The 18,788-nt window shown below is 72.7% G+C and carries 13 protein-coding genes; 7 read left to right on the top strand and 6 right to left on the bottom strand.

Going from position 1 to position 18,788, the window contains the following annotated elements:
* Positions 1–6 precede the first annotated feature (6 nt).
* The 4 genes from trpB to lgt all read left to right on the top strand — a co-directional run bounded on the left by trpB (position 7) and on the right by lgt (position 4,188).
* Positions 7–1,329, top strand: coding sequence for a tryptophan synthase subunit beta (gene trpB / locus ACVW19_RS07900; protein ID WP_457457852.1), 1,323 nt, complete (start codon positions 7–9; stop codon positions 1,327–1,329).
* Positions 1,326–2,144 (top strand): tryptophan synthase subunit alpha, encoded by an 819-nt coding sequence (trpA, locus tag ACVW19_RS07895; RefSeq protein ID WP_457457850.1) that lies wholly within the window; start codon positions 1,326–1,328, stop codon positions 2,142–2,144. The genes trpB and trpA overlap by 4 nt, the downstream gene beginning before the upstream one ends.
* A gap of 137 nt (positions 2,145–2,281) precedes the next feature.
* Positions 2,282–3,061: a thioredoxin domain-containing protein gene (locus ACVW19_RS07890; protein WP_457457848.1), complete on the top strand. Its 780-nt coding sequence runs from the start codon at positions 2,282–2,284 to the stop codon at positions 3,059–3,061.
* Positions 3,062–3,138: 77 nt separating this feature from the next.
* Complete coding sequence (gene lgt / locus ACVW19_RS07885) at positions 3,139–4,188, top strand: prolipoprotein diacylglyceryl transferase (RefSeq protein WP_457457846.1); 1,050 nt, start codon at positions 3,139–3,141, stop codon at positions 4,186–4,188.
* Positions 4,189–4,264: 76 nt separating this feature from the next.
* On the opposite strand, the gene ACVW19_RS07880 is transcribed toward lgt, so the two are convergent.
* From ACVW19_RS07880 to ACVW19_RS07855, 6 genes are read right to left on the bottom strand one after another with little or no spacing between them, the layout of a single operon-like run.
* The gene (locus ACVW19_RS07880) at positions 4,265–5,137 is read right to left on the bottom strand and encodes an HpcH/HpaI aldolase/citrate lyase family protein (RefSeq protein ID WP_457457844.1); all 873 of its coding nucleotides are present in this window, start codon (positions 5,135–5,137) and stop codon (positions 4,265–4,267) included.
* Positions 5,134–6,351 (bottom strand): CaiB/BaiF CoA transferase family protein, encoded by a 1,218-nt coding sequence (locus ACVW19_RS07875; protein ID WP_457457842.1) that lies wholly within the window; start codon positions 6,349–6,351, stop codon positions 5,134–5,136. The genes ACVW19_RS07880 and ACVW19_RS07875 overlap by 4 nt, the downstream gene beginning before the upstream one ends.
* The gene (locus tag ACVW19_RS07870; protein WP_457457840.1) at positions 6,348–7,754 is read right to left on the bottom strand and encodes an ADP-ribosylglycohydrolase family protein; all 1,407 of its coding nucleotides are present in this window, start codon (positions 7,752–7,754) and stop codon (positions 6,348–6,350) included. The genes ACVW19_RS07875 and ACVW19_RS07870 overlap by 4 nt, the downstream gene beginning before the upstream one ends.
* Positions 7,742–8,923 carry an ADP-ribosylglycohydrolase family protein gene (locus ACVW19_RS07865; RefSeq protein WP_457457838.1) on the bottom strand — a complete coding sequence of 394 codons (1,182 nt, stop codon included), beginning with the start codon at positions 8,921–8,923 and terminating at the stop codon, positions 7,742–7,744. The genes ACVW19_RS07870 and ACVW19_RS07865 overlap by 13 nt, the downstream gene beginning before the upstream one ends.
* A gap of 7 nt (positions 8,924–8,930) precedes the next feature.
* The gene (locus tag ACVW19_RS07860) at positions 8,931–10,070 is read right to left on the bottom strand and encodes an ADP-ribosylglycohydrolase family protein (RefSeq protein WP_457457836.1); all 1,140 of its coding nucleotides are present in this window, start codon (positions 10,068–10,070) and stop codon (positions 8,931–8,933) included.
* The gene (locus ACVW19_RS07855) at positions 10,067–11,104 is read right to left on the bottom strand and encodes an ADP-ribosylglycohydrolase family protein (RefSeq protein ID WP_457457834.1); all 1,038 of its coding nucleotides are present in this window, start codon (positions 11,102–11,104) and stop codon (positions 10,067–10,069) included. The genes ACVW19_RS07860 and ACVW19_RS07855 overlap by 4 nt, the downstream gene beginning before the upstream one ends.
* Before the next feature lie 283 nt (positions 11,105–11,387).
* On the opposite strand from ACVW19_RS07855, the gene ACVW19_RS07850 reads away from it, so the two are divergent.
* From ACVW19_RS07850 to ACVW19_RS07840, 3 genes are all read left to right on the top strand, one after another.
* Positions 11,388–12,119, top strand: coding sequence for a VIT1/CCC1 transporter family protein (locus ACVW19_RS07850; RefSeq protein ID WP_457464487.1), 732 nt, complete (start codon positions 11,388–11,390; stop codon positions 12,117–12,119).
* A gap of 542 nt (positions 12,120–12,661) precedes the next feature.
* Positions 12,662–17,218 carry a glutamate synthase large subunit gene (gene gltB / locus ACVW19_RS07845; RefSeq protein WP_457457832.1) on the top strand — a complete coding sequence of 1,519 codons (4,557 nt, stop codon included), beginning with the start codon at positions 12,662–12,664 and terminating at the stop codon, positions 17,216–17,218.
* The gene (locus ACVW19_RS07840) at positions 17,211–18,674 is read left to right on the top strand and encodes a glutamate synthase subunit beta (protein ID WP_457457830.1); all 1,464 of its coding nucleotides are present in this window, start codon (positions 17,211–17,213) and stop codon (positions 18,672–18,674) included. The genes gltB and ACVW19_RS07840 overlap by 8 nt, the downstream gene beginning before the upstream one ends.
* Positions 18,675–18,788 lie beyond the last annotated feature (114 nt).

Genomic DNA, 18,788 nt, shown 5'->3' with positions numbered 1-18,788 from the left:
TTCCGCATGCCCAGCCAGTTCTTCATCCCCGACCCGGAGGGTCAAACCCCCAACGCCGAAGGCTACTTCGGAGCGTTCGGCGGCAAGTTCATCCCGGAGGCGCTCGTCGCCGCCGTGGACGAGGTCGCCGTCGAGTACGACAAGGCCAAGGCCGACCCCGAGTTCGCCCGCGAACTCGACGACCTGCTGGTGAACTACACCGGCCGCCCGAGCGCCCTCACCGAGGTGCCGCGCTTCGCCGAACACGCCGGTGGTGCCCGGGTCTTCCTCAAGCGTGAGGACCTCAACCACACCGGCTCACACAAGATCAACAACGTGCTGGGCCAGGCGCTGCTCACCAGGCGCATGGGCAAGACCCGGGTCATCGCCGAGACCGGCGCCGGCCAGCACGGCGTCGCCACCGCCACCGCCTGCGCCCTGTTCGGCCTCGACTGCACCGTCTACATGGGCGAGATCGACACCCGGCGTCAGGCCCTCAACGTGGCCCGGATGCGCATGCTCGGCGCCGAGGTCATCGCCGTGAAGTCCGGCAGCCGCACCCTCAAGGACGCCATCAACGAGGCGTTCCGCGACTGGGTCGCCAACGTCGACAACACGCACTACCTCTTCGGCACCGTCGCCGGGCCCCACCCCTTCCCCGGCCTGGTGCGCGACTTCCACCGGGTCATCGGCGTCGAGGCCCGCCGCCAGCTCCTGGAGCGCGCCGGACGGCTGCCCGACGCCGCCGTCGCCTGCGTCGGCGGCGGCTCCAACGCCATCGGACTCTTCCACGCCTTCATCCCGGACGCCTCGGTACGGCTGATCGGCTGCGAACCCGCGGGCCACGGCATCGAGAGCGGCGAGCACGCGGCCACCCTCACCACGGGCGAGCCCGGCATCCTGCACGGCTCGCGTTCCTACGTCCTCCAGGACGACGAGGGCCAGATCACCGAGCCGTACTCCATCTCGGCCGGGCTCGACTACCCGGGCATCGGACCCGAGCACGCCTACCTCAAGGACTCCGGCCGCGGCGAGTACCGCGCGGTCACCGACGACGCCGCCATGCAGGCACTGCGGCTGCTGTCGCGCACCGAGGGCATCATCCCGGCCATCGAGAGCGCCCACGCGCTGGCCGGTGCCCTGGAGGTCGGCAGGGAACTCGGCAAGGACGGGCTGATCGTGGTCAACCTGTCCGGCCGGGGCGACAAGGACATGGACACCGCCGCCCGCTACTTCGGGCTGTACGACACCGGCCCCGCCGACGCCGGTGCCACCACCGCCACCACGGACAAGACCGTCGCCGCCGACGCGGACACCGACACCGCCGAGATCGAGAGGGACGCCAAGTGAGCGGGAACGTGCAGCTGCTGAGCGACACCCTCGCCGCGGCCAAGTCCGAGGGCCGGGCCGCCCTCATCGCCTACCTCCCGGCCGGGTTCCCGACCGTGGACGGCGGCATCGACGCCGTCAAGGCCGTCATCGACGGCGGTGCCGACGTCGTGGAGGTGGGCCTGCCGCACAGCGACCCCGTCCTCGACGGGCCCGTCATCCAGACCGCCGACGACATCGCCCTGCGCGGCGGCGTCCGGATCGCCGACGTGCTGCGCACGGTCAGGGAGGCGCACCGGGCCACCGGGAAGCCGATCCTCGTCATGACGTACTGGAACCCCGTCGACCGCTACGGCGTCGAGCGGTTCGCCGCCGAGCTCGCCGAAGCGGGCGGTGCCGGGTGCATCCTGCCCGACCTGCCCGTCCAGGAGTCGGCGCTGTGGCGGGAACACGCCGACAAGCACGGGCTCGCCACCGTCTTCGTCGTCGCGCCCAGCAGCAAGGACGAGCGGCTCGCGGAGATCACCGCGGCGGGCAGCGGCTTCGTCTACGCCGCGTCCCTCATGGGGGTCACCGGAACCCGCGAGTCGGTCGGCACGCAGGCCGAGCAACTCGTGGCACGCACCCGGGCGAGCCGCGCCGACCTGCCGGTGTGCGTCGGGATCGGCGTCTCCGACGCCACCCAGGCCGCCGAGGTCGCCCGCTTCGCCGACGGTGTGATCGTCGGCTCCGCCTTCGTCAAGCGGATGCTGGACGCCCCCGACCCGGCCGCCGGGATCCAGGCCGTCCGGGCGCTCGCCGGCGAACTCGCCAAGGGCGTGCGCGGACAGGCGTGAGCACGCCGTTCCCGGACCGGACACCGCGGGTGGCCGGTCATCCGCAAGTCGTCAGCAGATAGTCATACGGGTCCCTCGTACGGGTGGACCTGAGGCCGGGGAGGCGCGGTGCGCCTCCCCGGTTCGTTCTGCGGGGTGTGAGCGAGAAGAATCGTGAGGGAAAGCGCACCGCCCGGGAGCGGCTGGCGGTCGAGCGCGAGAAGCAGAGGACGGCGGACAGGCGGCGCCGCACCCTGATCGTGGGTGCGAGCGTGGTCTGTGTCCTGGCGCTCGCGGCGGTGATCGGAGTCGTCGCAGCCAACGCCGGAAAGGACGACGGAAGTGAAGAGGCCGGCCCGGTGGTGGCGCCCTCGGGGGCCCTCGGCAAGGACGGCCTCGCCATCCCGGTCGGCAAGGAGAACGCCAAGTCCACGCTCACCGTGTGGGAGGACTTCCGCTGCCCCGCCTGCAGGTCCTTCGAGCTGGCGTACCGCCCGACCCTGCACGAGCTGACCGGGTCCGGCCAGCTGAAGATCGAGTACCACCTGGTCACGCTCATCGACGGCAACATGGGCGGCACCGGCTCCCGCAACTCCGCCAATGCGGCGGCCTGCGCCCAGGACGCCGGCAAGTTCGCCGAGTACCACGACGTGCTGTTCGACAACCAGCCCCAGGAGACGGACGACGCCTTCGCCGACAACGGCAAGCTCATCGAGCTGGCAGGCAAGGTCGACGGTCTCGACACGCCCGCCTTCCGCGGCTGTGTCGAGGACGGCACGCACAACAGCTGGATCGGAAAGTCCCAGCAGGCCTTCCAGAAGGGCGGTTTCTCGGGCACACCGACCGTCCTGCTCGGCGACAAGAACATCTACCAGGACCAGACGATGACGCCGGCGAAGCTGAAGGAGATGGTCCGGAAGGCCAATCAGGGACAGTAGGCGCGCCTTCCCGTTATGGAGCCGTAGCCGGGCCACCCGACGTGGGACCGGTCCGGCACGGTAGCGTCGACCCTGCCATGGAACTTGCCTACATTCCCAGCCCGTCGAGCGGGGTGCTGTACCTGGGCCCCATCCCGCTGCGCGGCTATGCCTTCAGTATCCTCGCCGGCCTCTTCGTCGCCCTCTGGATCGTCGACCGCCGGTGGGTGGCGCGCGGTGGCCAGAAGGGCACCGCCTGGGACATCGCGTTCTGGGCGATCCCGTTCGGCCTGGTCGGCGGCCGTCTCTACCACGTCATCACCGATTACCAGCTCTACTTCGGAGAGGGCCGCGACTGGGTCGACGCCTTCAAGATCTGGGAGGGCGGCCTGGGCATCTGGGGAGCCGTCGCCCTGGGCGCCCTGGGCGCCTGGATCGGCTGCCGGCGCCGGGGCATCGCCCTGCCGCCGTACGCCGACGCCGTGGCCCCCGGGCTGGCACTGGCACAGGCGATCGGACGCTGGGGCAACTGGTTCAACCAGGAGCTGTACGGGCGGGAGACGGATCTTCCCTGGGCCCTGCACATCACGTCCACGGAGGGTGGCCGGGTACCGGGGTACTACCACCCGACGTTCCTGTACGAGTCGCTGTGGTGCGTCGGTGTCGCCCTGCTGGTCATCTGGGCGGACCGTCGTTTCAAGCTCGGGCACGGGCGGGCGTTCGCGCTGTACGTCGCGGCGTACTGCGCGGGCCGGTTCTGGATCGAGTACATGCGCGTCGACGAGGCCCACGACATCCTGGGCCTGCGGTTGAACAACTGGACCGCGATGATCGTGTTCGTGCTCGCGGTGGTCTACATCGTGGTGTCGGCGAAGAAGCGGCCGGGACGCGAGGACGTGGTGGAACCGGGCGCGGCTGCCGCCTCCGGCGGTGCGGCCGAGGCCTCCGGTGGGACCGGGACCGGCGAGAAGGGCAAGGCGGACTCCCCGGAGGCGAAGGACGACGCCGAGCCGACGGAGGACACCGAGGCGGGCGAAGACGCCGACGCCGAGGAAGACGCCAAGAGCGCCAAGGCCGAGGAAGACGCCGAGGCGGTTTCCGGGGACGCCCGTTCCAAGGACGGGGCCGGGTCGGCGAAGAAGAACTGACGGCCTGCCGGCCTTCTGCGACAACGACGCCGTGGGGCGCCCGGGACCTCCGGGCGCTCCACGGCGTGTGTGGCCCTCAGGCCCGGCGGGCCAGGGACAGGACGCACCGGGCGGCCGTCACCACCGCCGCATCGATGAAGCAGCCGTCGGAAAGGGCCTGGGCGCCCCGTTCGCCGACCGCCGCCTTGACGATCCGCTCCGCCCGTTCGATCTCTTGCTCCGTCGGCAGATAGGCGCGCTCGATGACCGGCAGCTGTCGGGGGTGGATGGCGGCGCGGCCCATGAAGCCCAGGTCGCGGCCACGGAGGCAGGAGGCGAGGAGGCCGTCCAGGTCGCGGGTGTCCGGGTGGACGGACTGGGTCGGCGGGGCCAGCCCCGCCGCCCGCGCGGCGACGACCACACGGGAGCGGGACCAGTCGAGGCCCGCGTCGTCCCGTACGCCCAGGTCGGCCCGTAGGTCCGCCTCGCCGATCGAGATGCCGCGCAGGGACGGGTGCGCGGTGGCCACGGCGTGCGCCCGTTCGATGCCGAGGGCCGTCTCCAGCAGTGCGTACAGGGGGAGCGCGCCGCCGCGGGCGGACACGGCCCGCTGCGCGGCCCGTACGACGTCGGCGGGTGAGGACACCTTGGGCAGCCGGAGGCCGGCCAGGCCCGGGGCCGGGGCGACGGCGGTGAGGTCGGCCTCGCCCCAGGGACCGGTCAGGGCGTTGACGCGGACGTGGACCGGGACCGGCTGCGGGTCGTGCAGCAACTCGGCGGTGGCGGCACGGGCGTACGCCTTGCGGTCGGGGGCGACCGCGTCCTCCAGGTCGATCACCACCACGTCGGCCCCGCAGCCGAGGGCCTTCGCCACCACCCGCGGCCGGTCGCCGGGGGCGTAGAGCCAGGTCAGCGGGGCGGCTTTCGCCGTCGTCCCCGGCACGGCCGCCCCGGGCACCGCCCCCGTCACAGTGCGCCCTCCGCGCGCAGCGCCGTCAGCTCGGCCGGGGTGAGGCCCAGTTCGGTCAGGACCTCGTCGGTGTCCGCGCCGTGCGGGCGGCCCGCCCAGCGGATCGCGCCGGGGGTGTGGGAGAGCCGGAAGAGGACGTTCTGCATGCGCAGCGGGCCCAGTTCCGGATCGTCGACCGTGGTGATGGTGTTCAGGGCCTGGTACTGCGGGTCGGTCATCACGTCCCGCACGTCCTGGACGGGGGCCACCGCGGCCTCGGCCTTCTCGAAGGCCGCGAGCACGTCGGTGCGGGTGCGGCGGGCGATCCATCCGCCCACGGCCTCGTCCAGCGTGTCCGCGTGCCGGGCCCGGCCGGCGCCGGTGGCGAACCACGGTTCGTCGATGAGTTCGGGCCGTCCCACCAGCCGCATCACCCGCTCGGCGACCGACTGGGCCGAGGTGGAGACGGCGACCCAGGTGCCGTCGGCGGTGAGGTAGGTGCCGCGCGGGGCGTTGTTCTGGGAGCGGTTCCCGGTACGGGGCTGGACGTGGCCCAGTTGGTCGTACCAGGTCGGCTGCGGGCCGAGCGCGGTGAGGATCGGTTCGATGAGGGCCATGTCGACGACCTGGCCCTCGCCGGTGTGCGCGCGCCCGGCGAGCGCGGTCAGCACCGCGTACGCCGTGGTCAGGCCCGCGATGGAGTCGGCCAGCCCGAACGGCGGCAGCGTCGGGGGCGCGTCCGGTTCACCGGTGATGGCGGCGAAGCCGCTCATCGCCTCGGCGAGGGTGCCGAAGCCGGGGCGATGGGCGTACGGGCCGAACTGGCCGAAGCCGGTGACCCGGGCCAGGACCAGCCGGGGGTTGGCGGCGGACAGTTCGGGCCAGCCCAGGTCCCACTTCTCCAGGGTGCCCGGCCGGAAGTTCTCGATGATCACGTCGGCGGTCTCGGCGAGGCGCAGCAGGGTCGCCCGGCCGCCGGGCGTGGACAGGTCGAGGGTGATGGTCCGTTTGTTGCGGCCGAGCATCTTCCACCACAGCCCCACGCCGTCCTTCGACGGTCCGTGGCCGCGGGAGGGGTCCGGTTTCCTCGGGTGCTCGACCTTGACGACCTCGGCGCCGAAGTCGCCGAGCAGGGTCGCGGCGAGGGGCCCGGCGAAGAGGGTGGCGAGGTCCAGGACGCGCAGGCCGGTCAGCGGGGGGCCGACAGGGGCGGTGGGGGCGGTGGGCCGGGTCATGGGCGGGAGGCCTCCAGGTGGGTCAGACGGGCCAGGGTGTCGAAGCCGATGCCGTCGAAGGTGCCGACGGAGGTGGCCAGCCGGTTCTTCAGCGGGGCCGTCCAGCGTTCGGGGAGCGCGGTGGGGGAGCCGGCGAGGAGAGCGGCGATGCCGCCGGCGGTCGCGCCGCCCGAGTCCGTGTCGAGGCCACCGGACACGGTGCGGCAGATCGCGCCGGTGAAGTCGCCGTCCGCGTGGGTGAGGGCGGCGGCGATCAGCGCGGTGTTGGGCACGGCGTGCACCCAGTGGACGTCCGCGTGCCGGGCGTGGATCGCGTCGACGACGGTGGCGAAGTCGTCGTGCTCGTGCGCCAGTCGCACGGCGTGGCGCACGGCGCGGGCGAGCCGGGAGCGGGGCGGTACGACGGCGAGACCGGCCCGCAGACAGGCATGCACGTCCTGGCCGCCGCCGCTGCCGGCGGCGCGGTCCGCGGCGGCGGCGATGACGGCCGCGGCGAACATCGCGGCGTAGACGCCGTTGGCGGTGTGGGTGAGGGTCGCGTCGCGGTGGGCCTGTTCCGCCGCGCCCGCCGGGTCCCCCGGGTTGGTCCAGCCGTGCACGTCGGCGCGGATCAGGGCGCCGATCCACTCGCGGAACGGATTGCGGTGCCGGGCGGTGCGCGGGGGCTCCAGGCCGCTCAGGAGGTTGCGGTAGGCGATGCGTTCGGCGGTGAAGGCGCGGCCCGCCGGGAGTTCGTCCAGCCAGAGCCGGGCCACGTCCGTGGTGGTGAAGTCCCTGCCGTACCGCTGGAGCAGCAGCAGGTTGAGGAGGGGGTAGTCGAGGTCGTCGTCCTCGGGCATGCCGTCGATGTTCTCGGCGAGGGACGTGGCCGCGGAGCGACGGTTCCAGGGGTACCGGGCGGCCAGTTCCCCGGGGACTCCGCGGGCGGTGAAGTAGCCGTTCAAGGGCCAGTTCCCGGTGGCCCGGGCGAGCATGCGGATGCCGTCGAGGGGGAGCTTCTCCACGGGCTTGCCGAGCAGGCAGCCGACGGCCCGGCCGAGCCAGGCGGCTTCGAGGCGGTCGGTACGGCGGTGGTCCGCGTCGGCGTGGCCGGGAGCCGGCGGACCGGTGCCTGCGGGGGAGGGCCAGTCGGGGCACAGGGACTTGATCGCGGCGAGGTCCGTCGGCTCGTCGTCCGCCAGGCTGCTGGGCAGGTCGGCCAGTTCGTCCAGGAGGTCCCCGGCCAGCAGCCTGAGGTAGCGGGACACCGGACGCGGGGAGGCGCCGGCGCGGAGCGGGGCCTCGGAGCCGCCCGCCGCGCGCCAGCGGGCCGCGACGGCCGAGGGCGCCCTGCCGTCCTGGGCCGCCTGGCGCAGCTCGTGGCCGATCAGGTCCTCCGGCTGGACCCAGGTCAGTCGGAGCATGCCGGGCCTCCCAACTCGGCGAACGCCTGCTCGTGCGCTCGGCGTCGGGACACGTCACGCGCGAAGACCTCGCAGGTCACCGCGGTCAGCGCGACCGCGGGCGCCCAGAGGTCGAGACGGCTGGCGTCCGCCACGGTCTTCGCCCAGTCCCCGGGGACCGGCGAGCCGAGGGCGCCGGTCACCGCCCCGGCCATCGTGGCGATGGAGTCGCAGTCCCGGCCGTAGTTCACCGCGCCCAGCACCGCCTGCCGGAAGTCGCCGCGGGCCACCACCACCATGCCCAGCGCGACGGGGAGTTCCTCGACGGCGTGCAGCCGGGACGGCCGGCGGGCGCCCAGTGAGGGGGAGCGGTAGTCGGGGCCCACGGTGTCGTACGGGGCCACCGCCTCCCGCAGCGGGCGCAGCGCGGACTCGAAGTCCGGGTGCCGGGACGCCTCTTCGCAGACCCGTTCGATGGCCTCCCGGGTGCCGTCCTTCGCCAGCGACAGGCACGCGTCGACGACCGAGTCCGCACTCGCCCCCGGCGCGCACGCCGCCGCCACGGCCGCGGCGAGCACCCCCGCCGCCTCCCGGCCGTAAGACGACTGGTGGGCCCCCGCGACATCCAGCGCCTCGGCGTACGCGCCCGCCGGGTTGGCCGCGTTGACCAGGCCGACGGGGGCCATGTACATCGCGGCACCGCAGTTGACGATGTTGCCGGCGCCCGCCTCGCGCGGGTCGACGTGGCCGTAGTGGATCCGGGCCACCAGCCACTTCTCCGCGAGGAAGATCCGCTGGAGCGGGAGCGCCTCCGCCTCCAGTTCCGGGATCCAGCGCGGGGTGCCCATCAGGTCCGGCACCAGATGGTCGGCGACGGCGTGGGCGTCCAGATGGTCCCGGACCCGCGCGTACACCCGGACCAGGGCGTGCGTCATGAGGGTGTCGTCGGTGACGTGTCCGTCTCCCTTGTGGTACGGGGCGATGGGCCGGGCGGTGCGCCAGGCGTCGCCGTTCCAGGGGCCGACGACACCGTGGACGCGGCCACCGTGGCGTTCGGCGATCTGCTCGGGGGAGTACCCCTCGACGGGGCCGCCGAGCGCGTCGCCGACGGCGGCTCCCACCAGCGCGCCGGTGATCCGCTCCTCCAGGGGCGCACCCCGGCCCCGCTTGTCGTCCTCTGTGAGCGTCATGTCCGAATCATCCCCCTGGCGGGGGCGGTTGCGCGGCTTCCAGGAGTCCGGCGAGTTCCACCAGGTCGGTGCCGGTGAACCGGGGGAGCGCGCAGCCGGAGAGGGTGCGGCAGCTCTCCCGCCACGATCCGGGGATCGCCGCACCGCCGCCCAGCGCGCCGGTCAGGGCGCCCACGAGGGCGGGGGCGGAGTCCGCGACCCGGGACAGGCAGGCCGCGGCGGGGACCGCCTCCGCGATCCGGCCGTGGGCGGCGGTGGCCAGGGCGAGAGCGACGGGGACGGTTTCGGCGGCGGCGACGCCGTAGCTGTAGACGTGGTCGACGATCTGGTGTTCCAGAAGCGGTACGAGGGCGAAGGCGCCGTCGGTGTCCGCGGCGAGCCGCAGGGCGTGCCGGGCGTTGCGGCCGATCTCCGTCTCCTCGGGCAGCTCGGCGACCGCGGCGGCGACACACGCCGCCACGTCCGCTCCGGCCAGCGCGAGGGCGACGGCGGCGGCCATCGCGCGGGCGCCGTGCACCCCGTCGCCGTCCTGGGTGTACCGGGCGTCGAACTCGGCGAGCGCCGCGGCGCGTGCGGGGTCTCCGGCTTGGGCGACGGCCAGCACGCAGGCCCGTACGCAGGCCGCGTCGTCGAAGTAGTGCGGGTTGTCGTGGCCGGTGGCGGGCGGACGCAGACCCGTGGCGAGGTTGCCGAGCCCGGCCCGTACGGAGATGCGGGCGCGCAGGGGGAGCACGGCCGACTCGATCTCGGGGGCGCGGGCGGCCGCCGCGGCGACCTCGCCGGCCACGACGTTCCAGGTCAGGTCGATGGCGGCCCGGGTGCGGCGTTCCCGGCTCAGGTCCCCCAGGACGCTGTCGTGGCCGGCCAGCAGGACCGCCTCGGCCGCGAACGCCGCCCACTCGGCGTCGTCGGAGGGGCCGAGCCGCAAGGGCTCCGGGCACTGGTTGAGGGCGATCGGCACGGGGAGGGTGGTGGTCGCGTTCTGCTCGGCGAAGGCGTCCAGCTCCCGGGTGAGCCGCCGGGTCCACTCGGGCATCCGGGCGGCCCGGTGCCGTGCGGCGGGCCAGCCGGCGGCGTCACCGGCGGCGAGGCCGAGCAGCAGGCCCTCGATGCGCGCCCGTGGCGGCGGGGAAGGGGGTGGGGTCATGCCGGGGCCTCCATGTCGTTGTCCGCTGCCAGGACGAAAGTGCCTGATGCGAGCAGGTCCGCGATGTCCAGGACGTGGTGGCCGGCCATCGCGGGGAGGCAGCTGCCGCGGGCCGGGCCGATGGCTGCGGCCCAGGCCTCCGGGATCGCGTGAACACCCCGGGTCGCCCCCGCGAGGGCGCCCGCCACGGCCGCCGTGGTGTCGGCGTCGCGGCCCATGTTGACGGCCGTCAGCACCGCTTGTTCGAAGTCGCCGTCCGCGGCCGCGTACGCGCCGAAGGCGAGGGCGACGGCTTCGGGGGCCAGGTCGGTCCAGGGGTAGCCACCGACCACGACGGCGGAGCGGACCGCGCGTTCGCCCAGGTGGGCGGCGGTGACGGCGCGGCGCAGGGAACGGGCGGTCCAGGAGTCCTCCGGCACCAGGGCCAGCGCGGAGGCGACGACGGTGACCACCGGTGCCCCCGCCATCGCCGCCGCCACGCCCGCCGCGACCGCCTGGCCGCCGTAGATGCCCTCGCCGTCGTGGCTGACCGAGCCGTCGACGGCCGCCAGCCGGGCGGCCTCGGCGGGACGGCCGGCCGCGAAGACGCCGTGCGGTGCCGCCCGCATCGCCAGCCCGTCGCTCCAGGGGTGGCGGTGCTGGGCGGAGAGGGGGGCGGCCAGTCCTCGGCGGAGGTTCTCCAGGGTGCCGCGTTCGCTGAAGCCCGCACCACGGAAGGACCCCTCGGAGCGGTCCGCGATCCACTCGTGCCAGGCCGCCCCCACCTGCTCCGGGGTGAGCGCGGAGCCGTGCCGGGCCAGCAGCAGGCCGGTGAGGATCGCGTACTCGGTGTCGTCCGTGCCCGCGGGGTGCTCCGCGACGTACCCGGTGATACGGCCCCACCGGGCGCGGATCTCGGAGGGCCGCATGTTCTCGGCCGGGGCGCCCAGCGCGTCGCCGACGGCCAGGCCGAGCAGCGTGCCGCGTGCCCGCTCGCGGAGCCCGGCGGAGCCTTCGGGCGCCGGGGCGGAGGGGATGCAGGCGATCGATGCCATACGCGGCTCTCCTCTCAGGGGCGCCCCGAGAGGCGCGAAGCCCTTTGCGGAACTGTCCCCGGTGAGGTGTGCGGCGCAGCCTCACACGCCTCAGCGTCACCCGGTCGACATCTGCGCGGCCCTCCGCACAGACGTGCAGGATCCGCAAAACCGCAGGTTAGCCCAGCCTTTCCTTGCTGGCGGAGGGGAATCAGGAGGGGTATCTTGAGCGTTGTAAAAAAGTAGAACGTGTCTAAAGTTGCGTCTGTTCGCAGACGCTCCCGTGAACTCCCTGGGGGACCGCATGGCGATCATCGAGACCGAGGCGACGCTGCACGAGGCGCACCGCGACAACCACACCCACCGTGACGTGAACGGCGGCTGGCTGCGCCCCGCCGTGTTCGGCGCGATGGACGGACTGGTCTCCAACCTCGCGCTGATCACCGGCGTCGCCGGCGGCTCGGTCGGTCAGCAGACCATCGTCATCACCGGCCTCGCGGGCCTGGCGGCCGGAGCCTTCTCCATGGCCGCCGGCGAATACACCTCCGTCGCCTCCCAGCGCGACCTCGTCGAAGCCGAACTGGACGTCGAACGGCGCGAACTGCGCAAGCACCCCGAGGACGAGGAGGCCGAACTCGCCGGTCTCTACGAGTCCCGCGGTGTCGAGCCGGAGCTCGCCCGCGAGGTGGCCCGGCAGCTGTCGAAGGACCCCGAGCAGGCGCTGGAGATCCACGCCCGCGAGGAACTGGGGATCGACCCCGGCGACCTGCCCTCGCCCACCGTGGCCGCCGTCTCCAGCTTCGGCGCCTTCGCGCTGGGCGCGCTGCTGCCCGTACTGCCCTATCTGCTCGGCGCGAGCAGCCTGTGGCCGGCCGTGCTGGTGGCCCTGCTGGGACTCTTCCTGTGCGGCGCGCTGGTGGCCAAGGTGACCGCGCGGACCTGGTGGTTCAGCGGGCTGCGGCAGCTCGCCCTCGGCGGCGCGGCGGCCGGCGTGACCTACGCCCTGGGCACGCTGTTCGGAACCGCCATCGGATGACCCGGCTCCACCCGGCCCGGACGGGCGATCCGGTTCGGATGATCCGGTTCGGATGATCCGGTTCGAACGGCCCGGTCGGATCACGCGGCTCGCGTGATCCGACCGGGCCGTCCGGCGATCCGGCTCCGCTTTCGTGCGGCGGACCGCACAAGTAGCCGTTACTCGTTGGTTTCGAGCGTGTGACGACGGGGCATGAGCCGAAAGCGCTGCGGGTAATGAAGCTCGTGACGCACCCGCGAGGGCGGGCGAAGACGCCCTCCCCCCGCCCTCGGACCGGCGGACACCGATCTGTCCGCCCCGGTCCCCCCAGCCTCCACCGCCAGGTGCGGAACCCCGCCTTGACCTGCAAAATGTCCGCATAATGGGATGGAAAATCCCGCTTTCCGGGACTTGATCCATCATGTAATCCGCACGAAATTTCCCAGCCACGCAGAGGGCCAACGTCGTCCCTCGGCACATGCCACATGACGACGACGGGAGAGCCGATGCGTATGCCGCGTCAGCCGTGCCAGCATTCCGCACAAGGCCAGAACCGGTCCTCCATGGATGCCCGCCCCGCCCCCCAGGGCCTGTACGACCCCCGCGACGAGCACGACGCCTGCGGCGTGGGCTTCGTCGCGACCCTCACCGGCGAGGCGTCCCACACCCTGGTGGAGCAGGCACTCACCGTCCTGCGCAACCTGGAGCACCGCGGCGCCACCGGCTCCGAGCCCGACTCCGGCGACGGCGCGGGCATCCTCTCCCAGGTCCCGGACGCCTTCTTCCGCGAGGTGGCCGGATTCGAACTGCCCGAGGCCGGCGCCTACGCCGTCGGCACCGCCTTCCTCCCCCTCGACACGGCCGACGAGGCCGCCGCCCACATCGAGGAGATCGCCCGCGACGAGGGCCTGACCGTCCTCGGCTGGCGCGACGTGCCCGTCGCACCCGAACTGCTCGGCGCCACCGCCCGTTCCACGATGCCCGCCTTCCGCCAGATCTTCGTCACGGACCACGCGTCGACCGGCATCGACCTCGACCGCACGGCCTTCGCGCTGCGCAAGCGCGCCGAGCGCGAAGCCGACGTCTACTTCCCGTCGCTGTCCGCGCGGACCATCGTCTACAAGGGCATGCTCACCACCGGCCAGCTGGAGCCCTTCTTCCCGGACCTGTCGGACCGCCGCTTCGGCTCCGCGATCGCGCTCGTGCACTCCCGGTTCTCCACGAACACCTTCCCGTCGTGGCCGCTCGCGCACCCCTACCGCTTCGTCGCCCACAACGGCGAGATCAACACCGTCAAGGGCAACCGCAACTGGATGCGCGCCCGCGAGTCCCAGCTGGTCTCCGACCTGTTCGGTCCCGAGAAGGACCTCGAGCGCATCTTCCCGGTGTGCACCCCCGACGCCTCCGACTCCGCCTCCTTCGACGAGGTCCTCGAACTGCTGCACCTCGGCGGGCGTTCACTGCCGCACTCCGTGCTGATGATGATCCCGGAGGCGTGGGAGAACCACGCATCGATGAACTCCAAGGACGCAGCCCGGCGCGCCTTCTACCAGTACCACTCCACGATGATGGAGCCCTGGGACGGTCCCGCCTGCGTCACCTTCACCGACGGCACCCAGGTCGGCGCCGTACTCGACCGCAACGGCCTGCGCCCCGGCCGCTACTGGGTCACCGACGACGGCCTGGTCGTCCTCGGCTCCGAGGTCGGCGTCCTCGACATCGACCCGGCGAAGGTCGTCCGCAAGGGCCGCCTGCAGCCCGGCCGCATGTTCCTGATGGACACCGCCGAGCACCGCATCATCGAGGACGACGAGATCAAGGCCGCCCTCGCCGCCGAGCACCCCTACGCCCAGTGGCTGGAAGCCGGCGAGATCGAACTGTCCGACCTGCCCGAGCGCGAGCACATCGTGCACACCCACGCCTCGGTCACCCGACGCCAGCAGACCTTCGGCTACACCGAGGAGGAACTGCGCGTCCTGCTCGCCCCGATGGCCAAGACCGGCGCCGAGCCGATCGGCTCCATGGGCACCGACTCCCCGATCGCCGCGCTCTCCGACCGCCCCCGGCTGCTCTTCGACTACTTCACCCAGCTGTTCGCGCAGGTCACCAACCCGCCACTGGACGCGATCCGCGAAGAACTGGTCACCTCCCTGCGCAGCTCCCTGGGCCCCCAGGGCAACCTGCTCGAGCCGACGGCCGCGTCCTGCCGCTCCGTCGTCCTGCCCTTCCCGGTCATCGACAACGACGAGCTGGCCAAACTCATCCACGTCAACGCCGACGGCGACCTGCCCGGCTTCAAGGCCGCCACCCTCTCCGGCCTCTACCGGGTCTCCGGCGGCGGCGACGCCCTCGCCGCCCGCATCGAGGAGATCTGCGCCGAGGCCGACGCCGCCATCGGCAACGGCGCCCGCCTGATCGTCCTGTCCGACCGGCACTCCGACGCCGAGCACGCGCCGATCCCGTCGCTGCTGCTCACCGCGGCCGTCCACCACCACCTCATCCGCACCAGGCAGCGCACCCGGGTGGGCCTCCTCGTCGAGGCCGGAGACGTCCGCGAGGTCCACCACGTCGCCCTCCACATCGGCTACGGCGCCGCCGCCGTCAACCCGTACCTGGCGATGGAGTCCGTCGAGGACCTCGTCCGCGCGGGCACCTTCCTGCCCGGTATCGAGTCCGAGAAGGCCATCCGCAACCTCATCCACGCCCTCGGCAAGGGCGTCCTGAAGGTCATGTCCAAGATGGGCATCTCCACCGTCGCCTCCTACCGCGGCGCCCAGGTCTTCGAAGCCGTCGGCCTCGACGAGCGGTTCGTCGAGAAGTACTTCCACGGCACCGCCACCAAGATCGGCGGCATCGGCATCGACGTCGTCGCCCAGGAGGTCGCCGCCCGCCACGCCAAGGCCTACCCCGCCTCCGGCATCGCCCCCGCCCACCGCGCCCTCGACATCGGCGGCGAGTACCAGTGGCGCCGCGAGGGCGAACCGCACCTGTTCGACCCGGAGACCGTCTTCCGCCTCCAGCACTCCACGCGCTCCGGCCGCTACGACGTCTTCAAGCAGTACACCGACCGCGTCAACGAGCAGTCCGAACGCCTGATGACGCTGCGCGGCCTGTTCGGCTTCACCACCGACCGGAAACCGATCCCCCTCGACGAGGTCGAGCCGGCCTCCGAGATCGTCAAGCGGTTCTCCACCGGCGCCATGTCGTACGGCTCCATCTCCCAGGAGGCGCACGAGACCCTCGCCATCGCCATGAACCAGCTCGGCGGCAAGTCCAACACCGGCGAGGGCGGCGAGGACCCCGAGCGCCTGTACGACCCGGCCCGCCGCTCCTCCATCAAGCAGGTCGCCTCCGGCCGCTTCGGCGTGACCTCCGAATACCTGGTCAACGCCGACGACATCCAGATCAAGATGGCCCAGGGCGCCAAGCCCGGCGAGGGCGGCCAGCTGCCCGGCAACAAGGTCTACCCGTGGATCGCCAGGACACGCCACTCGACGCCCGGCGTGGGCCTCATCTCCCCGCCGCCGCACCACGACATCTACTCCATCGAGGACCTCGCCCAGCTCATCCACGACCTGAAGAACGCCAACCCCCAGGCGCGCATCCACGTCAAACTGGTCTCCGAGGTCGGCGTCGGCACCGTCGCCGCGGGCGTCTCCAAGGCACACGCCGACGTCGTCCTCATCTCCGGACACGACGGCGGCACCGGCGCCGCCCCGCTGACCTCCCTCAAGCACGCCGGCGGCCCCTGGGAACTCGGCCTCGCCGAAACCCAGCAGACACTCCTCCTCAACGGCCTGCGCGACCGGATCGTCGTCCAGACCGACGGCCAGCTCAAGACCGGCCGCGACGTCGTCGTCGCCGCCCTCCTCGGCGCCGAGGAGTTCGGCTTCGCCACCGCACCCCTGGTCGTCTCCGGCTGCGTCATGATGCGCGTCTGCCACCTGGACACCTGCCCGGTCGGCATCGCCACCCAGAACCCGGTGCTGCGCGACCGGTTCGCCGGCAAGGCCGAGCACGTCGTGAACTTCTTCCGGTTCATCGCCGAAGAGGTCCGCGAACTCCTCGCCGCACTCGGCTTCCGCTCCCTCGAGGAAGCCGTCGGCCACGCCGAGGTCCTCGACGTGACCCGCGCCGTCGACCACTGGAAGGCACAGGGCCTGGACCTGGCCCCGCTGCTCCACGTCCCGGACCTGCCCGACGGCGCCGCCCGCCACCGGACCGTCCCCCAGGACCACGCACTGGCCAAGGCCCTCGACAACGAGCTGATCAAACTCGCCGCCGACGCACTCGCCGCCGACGGCGCCCCCGACGCCCAGCCGGTCCGCGCCCAGGTCGCCATCCGCAACATCAACCGCACCGTCGGCACCATGCTCGGCCACGAGGTGACGAAGAAGTTCGGCGGCGCCGGCCTGCCCGACGACACCATCGACATCACCTTCACCGGCTCCGCCGGCCAGTCCTTCGGCGCCTTCGTCCCCCGCGGCATCACCCTGCGCCTGGAGGGCGACGCCAACGACTACGTCGGCAAGGGCCTCTCCGGCGGCCGCATCGTCGTCCGCCCCGACCACAGCGCCGACCACCTCGCCGAGTACAGCGTCATCGCCGGCAACACCCTCGCCTACGGCGCCACCGGCGGCGAGATGTTCCTGCGCGGCAAGGTCGGCGAACGGTTCTGCGTCCGCAACTCCGGCGCGCTGGTCGTCTCCGAGGGCGTCGGCGACCACGGCTGCGAATACATGACCGGCGGCCACGCGGTCGTCCTCGGCGAGACCGGCCGCAACTTCGCGGCCGGCATGTCCGGCGGCGTCGCCTACGTCATCGACCTCGACCGGGACAACGTCAACGCCGGCAACCTGGACGCCGTCCACGAACTCGACGACACCGACCGCGCCTGGCTGCACGACGTGGTGCGCCGGCACCAGGAGGAGACGGGCTCCACCGTCGCCGCCAGGCTGCTCGCCGAGTGGGACGGCCCCGGCGCGGGCGCTGCCCGCTTCAGCAAGATCACCCCCCGTACGTACCAGGCAGTGCTCGCCGCCAAGGACGCCGCCGAGCGAGCCGGACTCTCCGAGTCCGACACCCACCAGAAGATGATGGAGGCGGCGACCCATGGCTGACCCGAAGGGCTTCTTGAACCACGGGCGCGAGGTCGCCACCTCCCGCCCGGTCACCGAACGCGTCAAGGACTGGAACGAGGTCCACGTCCCCGGCTCCCTGCTGCCGATCATCAGCAAGCAGGCCGGCCGCTGCATGGACTGCGGCATCCCGTTCTGCCACAACGGCTGCCCGCTGGGCAACCTCATCCCCGAGTGGAACGACTACGCCTACCGCGAGGACTGGCAGGCGGCCTCCGAGCGCCTGCACGCCACCAACAACTTCCCGGAGTTCACCGGCCGCCTGTGCCCCGCCCCCTGCGAATCGGCGTGCGTCCTCGGCATCAACCAGCCGCCCGTCACCATCAAGAACGTCGAGGTCTCGATCATCGACAAGGCGTGGGAGACCGGCGACGTCGCCCCGCGCATCCCCGAACGCCACTCCGGCAAGACCGTCGCCGTCGTCGGCTCCGGCCCCGCCGGCCTGGCCGCCGCCCAGCAGCTGACCCGGGCCGGCCACACCGTCGCCGTGTACGAACGGGCCGACCGCATCGGCGGCCTCCTGCGCTACGGCATCCCCGAATTCAAGATGGAGAAGCGGCACATCAACCGCCGTATCGAGCAGATGCGCGCGGAAGGCACCAAGTTCCGCACCGGCATCGAGATCGGCCGTGACATGCCGGCCACCGCACTGCGCAAACGCTACGACGCCGTCGTCCTCGCCGTCGGCGCGACCACGGCACGCGACCTGCCGGTGCCGGGCCGCGAACTCGGCGGCATCCACCAGGCCATGGAATACCTGCCACTGGCCAACAAGGTGCAGGAGGGCGACCACGTCACCCCGCCGATCTCCGCCGAGGGCAAGCACGTCGTCGTCATCGGCGGCGGCGACACCGGCGCCGACTGCGTGGGAACCGCCCACCGCCAGGGCGCCGCCTCCGTCACCCAGCTGGAGATCATGCCCCGCCCGGGCGAGGAACGGAACCCGCTCTCCCAGCCGTGGCCGACCTTCCCCATGCTCTACAAGGTCACCCCCGCGCACGAGGAGGGCGGCGAGCGGGTCTACTCCGTCTCCACCACCCACTTCGAGGGCGACGCCGACGGCAACGTGCGGCGGCTGCACCTGACCGAGGTCGAATTCGTCGACGGCAAACTCACCCACAAGCCCGGCACCGAGCGGGCGATCCCGGCCCAGCTGGTCACCCTCGCCATGGGCTTCACCGGCACCGACCGGGACAACGGCCTCGTCGAGCAGTTCGGCCTGGACCTCGACGAACGCGGTAACATCGCCCGAGACACCGACTTCCAGACCAGCGTGCCGGGTGTCTTCGTCGCCGGTGACGCCGGCCGCGGCCAGTCCCTCATCGTGTGGGCGATCGCCGAGGGCCGCTCCGCCGCCCGCGGCTGCGACCGACACCTCACCGGCGCGAGCGACCTGCCCGCACCGATCCGCCCCACCGACCGCTCACTGACGGTGTGACGGCCCGCCCCGCCCACCACCCGGTGGCGGACCGCACCGCACGAGGGACCTGACGGTCCCCCACAGAGGTCCCGTACAACGGCGTACGGAACACCAGGTGGCGCCTGCCCGCCG

This window comes from Streptomyces sp. TE5632, from assembly GCF_054061295.1.
The sequence above is the reverse complement of the archived record's forward strand: the minus strand, read 5'-3'. Positions and strand labels throughout refer to the sequence as shown.